Source organism: Longimicrobium sp., assembly GCF_036280135.1.
Classification (GTDB): Bacteria; Gemmatimonadota; Gemmatimonadetes; order Longimicrobiales; family Longimicrobiaceae; genus Longimicrobium.
In genome coordinates this window covers 1-13927 of the sequence record NZ_DASURI010000707.1, presented here as the reverse complement: position 1 = coordinate 13927, position 13927 = coordinate 1, and the positions used below count along the sequence as shown (strand labels likewise).

Below are 13927 nucleotides of genomic sequence, written 5' to 3'. Positions count from 1 at the left end.
AGCGGGTGCTGGGCGCCCTTTCGGACGCCGGGCTGGCCGCCGGCCACATCGAGCCGGCGTGGGTGCGCCGCCTGCTGGCCGGCTACAACGCCCGCAAGCACGCCGTGGCGGCGTACCAGCCGCGCGTGTACGACGGTCGCGTGGTGCTCTTCGCGGCCGCCGAGCACGACGCGGACACCGAGTCTGCCCGCTGGTGGACCCCCGGGGCGGGCGACCCCGGCTGGCACGCGTACGCGTCCCGGCCCCTGCGGGTGCACGTGGTCCCGGGGCAGCACGCCACGCTGGCCACGGGGGCCAACGCGGAGCACGTCGCGCGGCACCTTCGCGCGGCCATCGACGACAGCCTTTCCTCCTGAGCGGATCCGACCGATGGCACTCTTCGGCAGCCTGACCAAGCTTTTCTCGTTCCTCGTGCGCTACACGCGGCACATCCGCAACGCGCACCTGCTGGGCGCCGGCATCATCGCGGCGGCCGTGGCCAGCGGCGTGGCCAACACCCTGCTGGTGGCCCTGGTCAACCAGGTCATCAACGCCGAGGGCGAGGGGAGGATGCGGCTGCTTCCCGTGTTCCTGGCCATCTGCGTCCTGTTCCCCGTCATGCGGTACGTGGGCGACTGGCTGCTCATCTACCTCACCGAAAAGGCCACGCTGCACCTGCGCCTCACGCTGTGCCGGCAGATGCTGGCCGTGCCCCTGCGCAAGCTGGAGGAGCTGGGCGCCGGGCGCATGAACGCCACCCTGCTCAACGACCTGCCGGCGGTAATCGGGGCCATGACGCTCATCCCCCTGCTCACCCTGAACCTCACCATCGTCACGGGGAGCCTGGTGTACATGGGCGTGCTGTCGTGGCGCATGCTGCTGGGGGTGCTCGTCTTCCTGGTCCTGGGCGTGGTGGCGTACCAGCTGCCGCTCGTCCGCGGCCACGCGCACATCAAGGCGCTGCGCGAAAAGGGCGACGACCTGTTCCGCCACTTTCGCTCGCTCACGGACGGCATCAAGGAGCTCAAGCTGCACCACGAGCGCCGGCGCGCGTTCCTGGAGCAGGAGCTCCAGGGCACGGCCGTGCAGGTGCAGAACCACAGCGTGGCGGCCCAGCGCGCCTTTTCGTCCGCGGTGAGCTGGGGGCAGGTGCTCATCTTCGTCCTCATCGCCTGCGTGGCGTTCGTGCTGCCGGCCCTGGCGCCGGTGGACAAGCCGGTGCTCACGGGCTTTACCTTCGCCATCCTGTACATGGTGGGGCCCGTGCAGATCATCCTGAACTCCATGGCGCAGCTCAGCCGCGCCACGGTGGCCATGGACCGCGTGGAGGCCATCGGCGTGCAGCTGGCCGAGAACGCCCGCCCCGAGGCGGCGCTCCCCGCGCGCACGGACGGCCCCGCGTGGACGTCGCTGCAGCTGGACGGCGTCACCCACACCTACCGCTCCGAGCGCGACGGCTCCGCGTTTACCCTGGGCCCCGTGGACCTGACCTTTCACCCCGGCGAGATCGTCTTCATCACGGGCGGCAACGGCAGCGGCAAGACGTCGCTGGCCAAGCTGCTCACGGGGCTGTACCAGCCCGAATCCGGCACGGTGCGCCTGGACGGCCGCCCCGTGGACGAGGCGGGGCAGGAGCGCTTCTACGCCCTGTTCTCCGCCGTCTTCTCCGACTTCTTCCTCTTCGACTCGCTGCTGGGGCTGGGCCGCGACAGCCTGGACGACGACGCCGCGCACTACCTGCGCGAGCTGCAGCTGGACCACAAGGTCAAGGTGGTGGACGGCACGCTGTCCACGACGGAGCTGTCGCAGGGCCAGCGCAAGCGCCTGGCGCTGCTGACGGCGTACCTGGAGGACCGCCCCGTGTACCTGTTCGACGAGTGGGCCGCGGACCAGGACCCCACCTTCAAGGACGTGTTCTACCACGAGCTGCTGCCCGCCCTGCGCGCCCGCGGCAAGACCGTGTTCGCCATCAGTCACGACGACCGCTACTACGACGTGGCCGACCGCGTCATCAAGCTGGACTACGGCCAGGTGGTGCACGACAGCGCCCGCGACGGCGCCATCCAGCTCGCCGCCGACGTGCGGCTGGTGAGTGCGTGAGTGCGTGAGTGCGTAAGTGCGTAAGTGCGTAAGTGCGTAAGTGCGTGAGTGCGTGAGGAGGATGCGCGGAGCCCGCGGCGTCCGGCGCTGATCGCCACGCGGCGATGATGCGGCACGCGGGGCGGGGAAGGGCGGAGGGCGGGGCGTGCGGCCGCGCGATCCGCTCCCCTCCGTCGCGTCCCGCCGGAGCTACCTGTTCGCGCGGTGGCGCGCGAGGAGCGGCGGAAGACGATTCGGGCGGGCGGGGCCGGCGGATCCGCCTGCTACGCGCCTGCGACGGGCCCGTATCCCCGGCCGGCCGCGTGAATGCTCGCTCCTGGCGTGCAATGACCGCTGTGGAGCGGGATGCGTGTTTGTTCGCGATTCAAGTCCGTAAAGGAGTTGCGCCTCCGGACGGATCATGACAGAATTGTGGCACCCTCAAACCGGATTCAGCTGATGCGCATCACTCCCCTTCTCCTGCTCGTGCTGGCGGCCGTGCCCCTCCCGGCGCAGCAGGGGCAAGCCCCCGCCGCCGCGGGCGGCGCCGCCGGCACGCGCCGGGTCGCGGGCGCCGCGCCCCTCACGGGACAGGTCCGGGTGGACGGGCGCCTGGACGACGACGCCTGGGCCAGCGCCCCCGTGCTCACCGACTTTACCCAGGCCTATCCCAACCCGGGCGCCCCCGCCTCGGAGCGGACCGAGGTGCGCGTGCTGGTGGGCCCCGACGCGCTGTACGTGGGCGCCCGCATGTTCGACTCCAGCCCCGACTCCATCGCCAGCCAGCTGTCGCGGCGCGACGTCACGGGGTACGCGGACCGCGTCAACGTCTTTCTCGACGCCCGCGACGACCACCGCACGGCGTTCACCTTCGGCGTGAACCCGCGGGGCGTCAAGATCGACTCGTACCAGTTCGACGACACCCGCGAGGACCTCACCTGGGACGCCGTGTGGGACGTGGGCACCACGGTGGATTCGCTGGGGTGGACGGCCGAGTTCCGCATTCCCTTCTCGCAGCTGCGCTTTCCCCCCGAGGTCCAGGGCGAGCGCGTGTGGGGCTTTGCCGTCATGCGCGACCTGGCCCGACGCGACGAGCGCAGCACCTGGTCGCCGTGGACCCGCAACTCGCCCGGCTTCGTGTCGTCGTTCGGCGAGCTGCGGGGGCTGCAGGCCGTGCGCGCCCCCACGCGGCTGGAGATCCTGCCGTACACCAGCGCCCGGCTGGAGCGGTCGCCCGGCGACGGCGCGGACCCCTTCTACCGCGAGAACGACCTGGGCGGCCAGGTGGGCGCCGACTTCCAGTACGGCCTGCCGGGCGGCCTGACCCTCACGGGCACGCTCAACCCGGACTTTGGCCAGGTGGAGGTGGACCCGGCCGTGGTGAACCTGTCGGCCTTCGAGGTGTTCCTGGCCGAGCGCCGCCCCTTCTTCGTGGAGGGCAGCGACATCTTCCGCTTTGGCGACGTGCAGGCCCGCAACTACCTCACCTTTCCCCAGTACTTCTACTCGCGCCGCATTGGCCGCGCGCCCCAGCGCCGCGTGTCGGGCAGCGACATCGCCTACGTGGACGTGCCCGACCAGTCCACCATCCTGGGCGCCGTCAAGGTGAGCGGCCGCACGGCCGGGGGCTGGTCGGTGGGCGTGCTCAACGCCGTCACGGCCGAGGAGCAGGCGCGGTTCCGCACCTCCGTGGGCGACGCGGGCACGCAGGGCGTGGAGCCCATGACCAACTACTTCGTGGGACGCGTGCGCCGGGACCTGAACCGCGGCAACACGGTGGTGGGCGCCATCCTCACGGCCACCAACCGCGACATGTCCGACACGCTGTTCGCCCCCGTGCTGCGGGGCGACGCGTACATCGCCGGCATCGACGCGCTGCACTCGTGGAAGAACCGCGAGTGGACCCTGAGCGGCTTCCTGGCGGGGAGCCGGGTGGGCGGCAGCGAGCGGGCCATCGCCGGCGCGCAGCTTTCCAGCGCGCGCTACTTCCAGCGCCCCGACGCCGACCACCTGGAGTACGACCCCGCGCGCACGTCGCTGGGCGGCCGCATCGGGGCCCTGGCCCTGAACCACACGGGGCGGTGGGACGGCTCGCTGGTCTACCAGGAGATGAGCCCCGGCTTCGAGCCCAACGACCTGGGCTACCAGGCCATCACGGACCGCCGGGCCTTCAGCACGTACCTGGGCCGCCGGGTGAACCGGCCCATGGGCGCGTTCCGCAACAACGCCATGGCGGTGTTCACCAACCACGCGTGGACCTACGGCGGCGAGAACGTGCTGGCGGAGTACGGCGCCACGGTGAGCGGCACGCTCAAGACCTTCTGGAACGGGGGAATGACGTTCGTCTACAGCCCCGACTACATGGACGACCGCCTGACCCGCGGGGGCCCCCTGGCCCTGGCCGTGGCCAACTGGCGCCTGCTGGCCACCCTGGGCTCCGACCGGCGCAAGCGCGTCTCCTTCAACGCCAGCGGCACCTGGCAGGACTACACGAGCGGCGAGCTCATCCGCGCCCTCTCGGGCACGGCCACCTTTCGCCCCTCCACCAGCCTGCAGGTGAGCGTGGGGCCCAAGTACCAGCGGGTGCGCAGCGAGGGCCAGTTCATCACCGCGCGGGCCGACAGCCTGGCGCGGGGGACGTTCGGCCGGCGCTACGTGTTCTCGGACGTGGACCAGACCACCCTCTCGTTCGACACGCGGGTGAACTGGACGTTCACGCCCAACCTGAGCCTGGAGGTGTTCGCGCAGCCGTACGTGTCCGCGGGCGACTTCAGCAACTACAAGGAGTTCCTCACGCCCGGCGGCTACGAGTTCCTGGTCTACGGGCAGGACGGCGCCAGCACCCTGGCCCCCGGCCAGAGCGGCGGCTTCGTGGTGGACCCCGACGGCCCGGCTGGCCCGGCCAGCGCCTTTACCGTGGGCGCCAACGGCGGCCAGCGCGACTTCACCTTCCGCAGCCTGCGCGGCAACGCCGTGCTGCGGTGGGAGTACCGTCCCGGCAGCACCCTGTTCTTCGTGTGGCAGCAGCAGCGCAGCGGCGAGGCGCTCCTGGGCGACGTGGACCTGGGCCGCGACCTGTCCGACGTGTTCCAGGAGCCCGCGAGCAACGTCTTCCTCATCAAGGCCACGTACTGGGTGGGCCGCTAGCCCTTCCCCATCCCCGCACCCCGTTCGGCTTCCCGCGGCCCCGGCCGCGGGAAGGGACATCATCCCCGGAAGGACCCGAGATGTACAAGATCGCGCTGGTGAACATGCCCCTGGCCAACCTGGCCATGCCCTCGCTCGCCCTCACGCAGCTGCAGGCGGTGGTCAGCAAGGCGTTCGGGGACCAGGTGCGCGCCGACGTGCACTACCTGAACCACGAGTTCGCCCACTTTCTCACGCTTCCCGCGTACGGCGAGCTCATGTCGTTCGAGCACCACCCCACGGGGCTGGGCGAGTGGTTCTTTCGCGGGGTGGCCTTTCCCGAGCAGGCCGACAACGCCGAGGAGTACTTTCAGCGCTACTACCCGCAGCACTCCGAGCGCAACCGCATGATCAAGGCGTTCGCGCTGCAAAAGCGGGCGGGGCTGGAGGCGCACTTCGACGCCATGATCGACAGGTACGGGCTGGACCAGGTGGACATGGTGGGCTTCACGAGCATGTTCTCGCAGAACGTGGCCGCCCTGGCCATGGCGCGCATGGTCAAGAAGCGCAACCCCGACATCCTGGTGGTCTTTGGCGGGGCCAACTGCGAGTCGGTGATGGGGCGCGAGATCGCCAGCCACGCCCCCGTGGTGGACTTCGTGTTCAGCGGCCCGTCGCTGCGCTCGTTCCCCGAGTTCGTGCGGCTGCGGATGGAGGGCAACGACGAGGCGTGCCACCGGCTGGACGGCGTGTTCTCGCGCCGCAACCGCATGCAGGACGCGGCGTGCGGCACGGGCGCCGGCGCCCCCGTGCAGCTGGGCGGCCCGCCGGCCGTGCGCTCGTACGGCTCGGAGAACGACGTGAACGAGCTGGTGGACCTGGACTACGAGACGTTCATCGACACGTACACGCGCAACTTCCCCGACCGGGGCAAGCCCATCCTGATGTTCGAGACGTCGCGCGGGTGCTGGTGGGGCGAGCGGGCGCACTGCACGTTCTGCGGCCTGAACGGCAACACCATCAACTACCGTTCGATGGGGACGGAGAACGCGTTCAAGCTCTACAACAAGCTGTTCGAGCTCTCCGACCGCGTGTCGGAGCTGCAGAGCGTGGACAACATCCTGCCCAAGAGCTACCTCACGGACGTGCTGCCGTACGTGGACACGCCCGAGAACGTGTTCTTCTTCTACGAGGTCAAGGCCGACCTGGGCGAGGAGGACTTCCGGGTGCTGGCCAAGGCGCGGGTGCTGCGCATCCAGCCGGGCATCGAGGCGCTCAACACGTCCACGCTCAAGCTCATGCGCAAGGGCACCTCGGTGTTCCAGAACCTGAGCTTTCTCATCAACGCCGTGCGCTACGGCATCGAGCCCGCCTGGAACCTGCTCATCGGCTTCCCGGGCGAGGAGATCGAGGTCTACGAGAAGTACGAGCGCGAGCTGCACCTGCTCACGCACCTGTTTCCCCCGTCGGGCGTGTTCCCCGTGCGCTTTGACCGGTTCAGCCCGTACTTCGACGAGGCGGAGCAGTACGGCCTCAAGCTCAAGCCCGTGGACTGGTACGGCCTGACGTACCCGTTCCCCCGCGAGGCGCTGGACAACCTGGCCTACTACTTCAGCGACCACAACTACGGCGCGGCGTACGCCACCAACGCGGCCAGGATGGTGGGCCGCCTGCGCGAGAAGGTCACGCGCTGGAAGCAGCTGTGGGAGGGCGGCAAGCACCCCGAGCTGCGCCTGTCGGAGCGCGGCGGCGTGCCGCACGTGTACGACTCGCGCTCGGGCACGGCCATCGAGTACCCCATTACGCCCGACGCCAGGGCGGTGCTGGAGGGGCTGGCCATGGGCAAGAAGCTCGTGAACCTGGCCAGGGAGCTGCCCGGCGTGGAGGTGGAGGCCGAGGTCAAGCGGCTGATGGAGCGCGGGCTGATCTTCCACGAGGGCGAGCGCTACATGTCGCTCATCGTGCCGCCGCCCAAGCCCATCACGGTGCCGGTGAACGCCACCGAGCTCGCCCTGGCCGCCGCGTAAAGACCAACGGATTTCTCACGCAGAGGCGCAGAGGACGCAGAGTACTTCAACTGCTTTTGCAGTTCTCTGCGGCTCTGCGCCTCTGCGTGAGAATGCAGTAAAAGGCGGCCCTTTCCGGGACGCCGCATCCCCGTGAGGAACCCATGAGCGACTTCCCGGAGCAGGACGGCGGCCCGCCCGCGCAGGTCCTTTCCCCCGATCCCCGCGCGGCCGGCCCCGTGCCCGGCGTGCCCATCTACCGCGGTCCCCGGCGCTGGCTGCGGCGCATCGGCCTGTTCCTGGGCGGGCTGGTGGTGCTGCTGGCCGTGGCGTTCTTCGCCGCACGGGGCTACATCCGCAGCGCCGCGCCCGACTACGACCGAGGCGACCGCATCGCCGGGCTGGGCGCCGAGGTGCAGGTGTGGCGCGACTCGCTGGCCGTGCCGCACGTGTGGGCCGCCAGCGAGACGGACCTGGCCCGCGCCATGGGCTACGTGCACGCGCAGGACCGCCTGTTCCAGATGGAGCTCTTTCGCCGTGCGGCCGACGGCCGCATGGCCGAGGTCATGGGCGAGGCCCTCGTCCCCACGGACCGCTTTCTCCGCACGGTGGGCATGGGCCGCGCGGCCGCCGAGACGGAGCGCCGGCTGGACCCCGGGACCCGCGCCCTGCTGCAGGCCTACGCCGACGGCGTGAACGCGTGGATCCAGGGACACCCCGGCGCCCTGCCGCCGGAGTTCGTGGCCCTGCGCTACAAGCCCGAGCCCTGGACCGTCCGCAACTCGCTTTCCGTGGGCAAGGTGATGGCGTGGGACCTGGCCGACTGGAACAACGGCCTGGACCTGCAGCGCGCCGTGGACGCCGTGGGCCCCGCGCTGGCCCGCGACCTGGTGGACGCGTACCCCGACTGGGGCATCACCACCCTGGGCGCCGACGGCCAGTGGAAGGGCAAGGGCGGCGCCGCCCCCGCCGCGCGTCCCGCCGCCGCCGGGCAGACGCCCATCGCCGCGGCGGACGTGACGCTGCCGGAGATCGCGGAGCGCACGGCGTTCCTGCTGGAGAGCCTGTCCGCCGCCCGCGCCTCCAACGCGTGGGTCGTCGGCGGGGAGCGCACGAAGTCGGGCAAGCCCATCCTGGCCAACGATACGCACCTGGCCCTGCGCGCCCCCGGCGTGTGGTACCTGGCGGCCCTGCACGGCGGCGGCGTGGAGACGGCGGGGATGACCATCCCCGGCATCCCCCTGGTCGTCATCGGCCACGGAAAGACGGTGGCGTGGGGATTCACCAACGCCATGACGGACGACGTGGACTTCTTCGTGGAAGAGGTCAACCCGGCGGATTCCACGCAGTACCGCACGGCGGAGGGCTGGGCCTCGTTCGACATCCGCGAGGAGCGCATCGCCGTCAAGGGCGGGGAAACGCTCGTCCGCCGCGTGCGCTCCACCCGCAACGGGCCCATCCTGTCCGACGTGGAGGGCCGCGCGGGCAAGAAGGTGCTGGCCATGCGCTGGACGGCGCAGGACCCGTCCACGGAGGTCAAGGCGCTGCTGGGGATGAACCGCGCCCGCAACGCGGCGGAGTTCACGGCCGCCCTGCGCGACTTCAACAACCCGCACCAGAACGTGCTCTTCGCCGACGCGGAGGGGAACATCGGGTACTGGATGGCCGGCCGCGTCCCCGTGCGCGCCGCCGGCGACGGCCGGCTCCCCGTCCCCGGGTGGACGGGGCAGGGGGCGTGGACCCGCTACCTGGACTTCGACGAGCACCCGCACGTGCTGAACCCGGCGGACGGATTCATCGTCAGCGCCAACAACCGCCAGGTGGGGCCGGAGTACCCGTTCGCCATCGCCAACCACTGGGCGGCGCCGTATCGCGCCCAGCGCATCCGCGACATGCTCGTGGACGCCCGCGGCCTCACGGCGGCGGACGTGGCACGGCAGCAGATGGACGTCCGCGACCTGTTCGCGCAGCGCTACCTGCCGCACGCCGTCCGCGCGGCGGAGCAGCTGGGCGACAGCGCCACGGCCCGCCTGCTGCGCGGGTGGAACGGCGAGGCTTCGATGGATTCGCGCGCGGCCACCATCTTCTACAGCTGGTACGAGGTGCTGCGGTCGCGCGTGGGCCTGGACGAGTACGGCGAGGGCCCCTTCCGCTACTTTCCCGACGCGGCCCTGGCGGCCGTGCTGGAGCGCGGCGGAGGCGCCTGGGTGGACGACGTGAAGACGAAGGACAAGGTCGAGACCCTGGACGAGCTCTCCGCCGCGGCCCTGAAGCGGGTGCTGTCCGGCCCCACGGAGCCCTGGGGTCAGCGCCTGCAGACGCGCATGGACCACCCCATGGGCTCCGTCCCCCTGCTGGAGCGCTTCCTCAAGCTCAACGTGGGCCCGTTCCCCAGCGGCGGCGCGCACAACACGGTCAACGTCTCCGGCTACAACGCGCGGTTCCTGCCGTTCGTGAGCAGCTGGGGCCCCAGCCAGCGCCACGTGGTGGACCTGGCCCGCGTGGACGAGGAGGGCGGGTTCGTGCTGCCCACGGGCCAGTCGGGCATCCCCACGTCGCCCCACTACCGCGACCAGCTGGAGATGTGGCGCGGGGGCCGGCTGTGGTCCGTGCCCCTGGACCGCGCCCGCGCCGAGGCGCGCGCCGTCCATCGCATGACCCTGCGCCCCGCGCGCTGAACTTTCCCGCACGCGGCGGATCCAGTGACCCGGGCGGCGCTCTCCTGCGCCGCCCGGGTTCGTTTTTGCACGCGGAGGACCCCGGCTTTTGCGCGCGGGCACGGGACCCGCATTTTCTCACGCAGAGCCGCGGAGGACGCAGAGTACCCCAGCCCGTGCAGGGGCCGGCTCCTTGCAGCGACGGCGAACCGGATGACACCTTTGGGGCGCTGGCGTGGTACAAGCATGGCGAGCGGGGGGAGGGACCTCCCGCAAACTCGGACCGGAGGGGGAACGGGGATGATGAGGCAGATGCTCGGAACGGCGGTGATCGCGCTGGTGCTCGCGGCGTGCGCCGGCACGCAGGGGATGGGCGCGGCGGGCGGGGCGCAGCCGCTGGCCAACACGTCGTGGGTGCTGACGCGGATGAACGGCGCCGCACCGGCGGCCGGCGTCACGGCGCCCACGCTGGAGTTCGCCACGGACCGCGTGAGCGGCAACGGGGGATGCAACCTGTTCAACGGCCCGTTCACGCAGAGTGGCGGCACCGTGGACATGGGCCCGCTGGTCTCCACCCGCCGCGCGTGCGCGGACCCGGCCGGCAACGCGCAGGAGACGGCCTATCTCCGCGCGCTGGACGAGGCGACGGCCGCCGCGGTCGTCGACGGCATGCTGGAGCTCACGACCCCCGCCGGCACCCTCCGCTTTCGCCCCGCCACCGGATGAGGGCGATTCCAGCGGACGAGCCGACATCCGCAGGTGAAGCCTCGCGCAGTTTGCGAGGCTTTCCGCTTTCGCTGCGGCGACTTGAGTCGCTCGGCTCGTACGTGGCCCCGGTGTACCGCCCTGACCGCGCCGGGGGCGAAACCTGCCGCTGCAGGCTGTCCCCTGTAACCTGTCCCCTGTAACCCGCAGTTCAGTCACCCCGCGCCACGGCCGGAACTTTCCCCACACGATGCGCGGCGGTGGCCGATTGGGGCCGACGCCGCGCGCACCTAGCTTGCGGATGAAGACCGGGATGATCGGCATCCACCTCAACGGGGAGGCGCACGGTGAGCGAAGGCGGCGGCACGGCGGGGCGCGTGGCGCGGATCGGGCTCGTCGCGGGGCCGCTGCCTTTGCCGTCCTGCTGGCGCTCCCCGCGCCCGACGGGCTGCAGCCGGCCGCGTGGCGCGTGGCCGCCGCCGGCGTGTGGATGGGCACCTGGTGGATGACCGAGGCCCTTCCGCTGGCCGCCACCGCGCTCCTTCCCATCCTCCTCTTTCCCCTCCTGGGCGCGGGCACGGCCGCGCAGGCCGCCGCCCCGTACGCCGATCCCACCGTCTTTCTCTTCCTGGGCGGCTTCATGCTCGCCCTGGCCATGCAGCGCTGGGGGCTGCACCGGCGCATCGCCCTCACCATCATGCGCGGCATGAGCGACCGCCCGGCGGGGCTGGTGCTGGGCACCATGGCGGCCACGGCGTTCATCAGCATGTGGGTCAACAACACCGCCACGGTGCTGATGATGCTCCCCATCGGCCTGAGCGTGGTGGAGGTCGTGGAGCAGTGCGACGCCGACGAGCCCAACTTCGCGCCGGCGCTCCTGCTGGGCATCGTCTACGCGGCGGCCGTGGGCGGGCTGGGAACGCTCATCGGCACGCCGCCCAACACGCTGCTGGCCGGCTTCCTGGAAAAGACGTACGGCATCCGCGTGAGCTTCGTGGCGTGGATGACGATCGGCATCCCCCTCGTGCTGCTGCTCCTGCCCGTCGCCTGGGGGGTGGTGACGCGGATGATCGTGCCGCTGGGCCGCGCGCCCATCGCGGGGAGCCGCGCGTTCCTGGCCCGCGAGCGCGCCGCGCTGGGGCCGGCCACGCGCCCGGAGTGGATCGTGGCGGCCACGTTCGTCGCCGCGGACGCGCTGTGGATCGCGCGCCCCGCGCTGGAGGGCGTGCTGCCGGGGCTGTCGGACGCGGGGATCGCGCTGGGCGCGGCGGCGCTGCTGTTCGCGCTGCCGGCGGGGCAGGGGCGCGGCCGCGTGCTCACCTGGGAGACGGCGGGCCGGCTGCCGTGGGACGTGCTGCTGCTCTTTGGCGGCGGCCTGAGCCTGGCGGACGCCATCGGCCGGACGGGGCTGGCGTCGTGGATCGGCGGCAGCCTGGCGGGCGTGGGGCGCTGGCCGGACTGGGGCGTGGCCGTCGCCGTCGGCGTGGTGCTCGTGGTGCTGAGCGAGGTGGCCAGCAACACGGCCGCGGCGGTGACGTTCCTGCCCGTGATCGCGTCCCTCGCCGTCAGCCAGGGCGAGAGCCCGCTGGCGCTGGCCGTGGTCGCCACGCTGGCGGCCAGCGGCGGCTTCATCCTCCCCGTGGCCTCTCCGCCCAACGCCATCGCGTACGGCACGGGACGGGTCACCATGCGGCAGATGGCGCGCGGCGGGATCGTGATGGATCTTGTCTTTGCCCTCGTGGTGCCGCTGGTCGCGCTGGTGCTGCTGCGGTTCGTGCGGTGACGGGTGATGGAACGGCGGGTTACAGGGAATGGATTCCAGGGACAGAGTACCTGCCCTTCTCCCCTCTCCGCGAGGAACGAGCGGGGAGGGGCCGGGGGAGGGGCGGCCCGCTCCCGGCGCGATCCATCCCATCCCGACGGACTCCTTCCGAAATCCAGCTCCGACGACGAACAGCCAGCCCCGGCGCCCATCCGCCGTTGCTGGCTGTCCCCCTGTAACCCGCAGTTCGTCGGGCTGCTACTGCGTCTGCACGATCTCGTCCGTGATCCGGTAGGCCCCGTCCAGCCACGCGATGATCTCCCGCGCGCCGGGATGGTCCACGCCCGAGTACCGCTCGCGCAGCACTTTCTCCTTCGCGTCCAGCCGGTCCAGGCCCACGTCCTGGAGAAAGAGCACGTCCTCCCACAGCGTCTGCCCCAGCGGCTCGCCCAGCACCTGGCCGGCGGCGGCGCGCGTGGCGGCAAAGTAGCTGTACGCCTTGCCCTGCTGGTAGCTGGCGGGGAGCGTGAGCATGGGGATGCGCGTGAGCACGGCCTGCAGCGCGGGGTTCACGCCGTGCGCGGCCACGTGGTCCGCCATGGCCGCGGGCCGGCCCGTAAAGCCGCGCAGGTGCAGGTACTGCGACATACGCTGGCCGTCGTTCACGGGGTAGTTGTCCCACAGGAACGGCTTGCGGCGCAGCTGCTCCGTCACGCGCTCCAGGTGCGGCACGGACCACTCCCGCGTCACTACCTCCTCGCCCGTCCAGAACATGTGGATGCGCGGATCCACCAGCTCGCCCAGCCGCTCCACGTACCCGTCCGGCCGCTGTCCAAAGACGCGGTCGAGGACGGGATCGTCCGTGTAGTAGCTGGGGCAGACGATGACGCGCTCCGCCCCCGTGCGCCCCGCCGCCCAGTCGACGATCTCCGCTTGCCGCTCGGCCAGGTCCGCCTGGTCGCCGCGCATGTCGTCGAAGAGGATGGCCAGGTCCTGCACGCCCAGCGCGTCGGCAAAGGCGAGCTTGCGGGCCATGGCGTCGCGCGCGTCCGCGTCGAACCCGCCAAAGATCTCGAACGGGCTGATCCCCACGCCAAAGCGGACGCCCAGGGAGCGGCAGTGGGCGGCCAGCCTGGCCAGCTCGTCGGCCCACTCTTCCGGATGCGCTTCCTTCCAGCGGCGGCGCAGGTAGACGTCCGCCTTGGGCGCGTAGAGGTAGAAGCCGTAGCCGTGCGGCGCCAGGAACGTGATGGTGGATGCGCGCTCCTCCCACGTCCACGGGCGCCCGTAGAACCCCTCGATGATCCCCAGCTCCGGTTGCATCCCGCCCCGTGTGTTGATGTTGATTCGCCGCGACGCCGCTTTCCGTCCATGCGTCATCCTGAGGAGCCGCCGCGTGATCCGTTCTGGTCGTGATCCATGGCGGCGACGAAGGATCTTGCGTGCCGTACTGGGACTCATCGATGCCGCAACGGACCCGTCGCGCGTTCCTCTTCCGGCCGCCGAAAAGAATCCGCCGCGCCCCGTCCGTCAACCGGTGGAGGAGGCGAGGCGGATTCCGTGCCGATGGCGCCCAGGCCCCAGCCTGAGCGGGTAAACCCGCCGCTGGGACT

8 protein-coding genes are annotated in these 13927 nt (G+C 71.3%); 7 read left to right on the top strand and 1 reads right to left on the bottom strand.

What is annotated here, in order from left to right; all coding sequences use genetic code 11:
* From VFZ20_RS22705 to VFZ20_RS22675, 7 genes are all read left to right on the top strand, one after another.
* Positions 1 to 356: hypothetical protein (locus tag VFZ20_RS22705; RefSeq protein WP_329686240.1), on the top strand; the 356-nt coding region annotated here is incomplete at its 5' end.
* Between the two features lie 13 nt (positions 357 to 369).
* The gene (locus tag VFZ20_RS22700) at positions 370 to 2079 is read left to right on the top strand and encodes a cyclic peptide export ABC transporter (protein WP_329686239.1); all 1710 of its coding nucleotides are present in this window, start codon (positions 370 to 372) and stop codon (positions 2077 to 2079) included.
* Positions 2080 to 2517: 438 nt separating this feature from the next.
* Positions 2518 to 5205: a DUF5916 domain-containing protein gene (locus VFZ20_RS22695; RefSeq protein ID WP_329686238.1), complete on the top strand. Its 2688-nt coding sequence runs from the start codon at positions 2518 to 2520 to the stop codon at positions 5203 to 5205.
* Between the two features lie 80 nt (positions 5206 to 5285).
* On the top strand, positions 5286 to 7211 hold the full coding sequence (locus VFZ20_RS22690; protein WP_329686237.1) for a RiPP maturation radical SAM C-methyltransferase: 1926 nt from the start codon (positions 5286 to 5288) through the stop codon (positions 7209 to 7211).
* A 143-nt stretch (positions 7212 to 7354) separates the two neighbouring features.
* Complete coding sequence (locus VFZ20_RS22685) at positions 7355 to 9868, top strand: penicillin acylase family protein (RefSeq protein WP_329686236.1); 2514 nt, start codon at positions 7355 to 7357, stop codon at positions 9866 to 9868.
* A 279-nt stretch (positions 9869 to 10147) separates the two neighbouring features.
* Positions 10148 to 10573, top strand: coding sequence for an META domain-containing protein (locus VFZ20_RS22680; RefSeq protein ID WP_329686235.1), 426 nt, complete (start codon positions 10148 to 10150; stop codon positions 10571 to 10573).
* Positions 10574 to 10853: 280 nt separating this feature from the next.
* Positions 10854 to 12335, top strand: a complete 1482-nt coding sequence (locus tag VFZ20_RS22675; RefSeq protein WP_329686234.1) for a DASS family sodium-coupled anion symporter — start codon at positions 10854 to 10856, stop codon at positions 12333 to 12335.
* Positions 12336 to 12572: 237 nt separating this feature from the next.
* Here the strand turns inward: VFZ20_RS22675 and VFZ20_RS22670 are convergent, their stop codons facing one another.
* Positions 12573 to 13637 (bottom strand): beta-N-acetylglucosaminidase domain-containing protein, encoded by a 1065-nt coding sequence (locus VFZ20_RS22670; RefSeq protein WP_329686233.1) that lies wholly within the window; start codon positions 13635 to 13637, stop codon positions 12573 to 12575.
* Positions 13638 to 13927 lie beyond the last annotated feature (290 nt).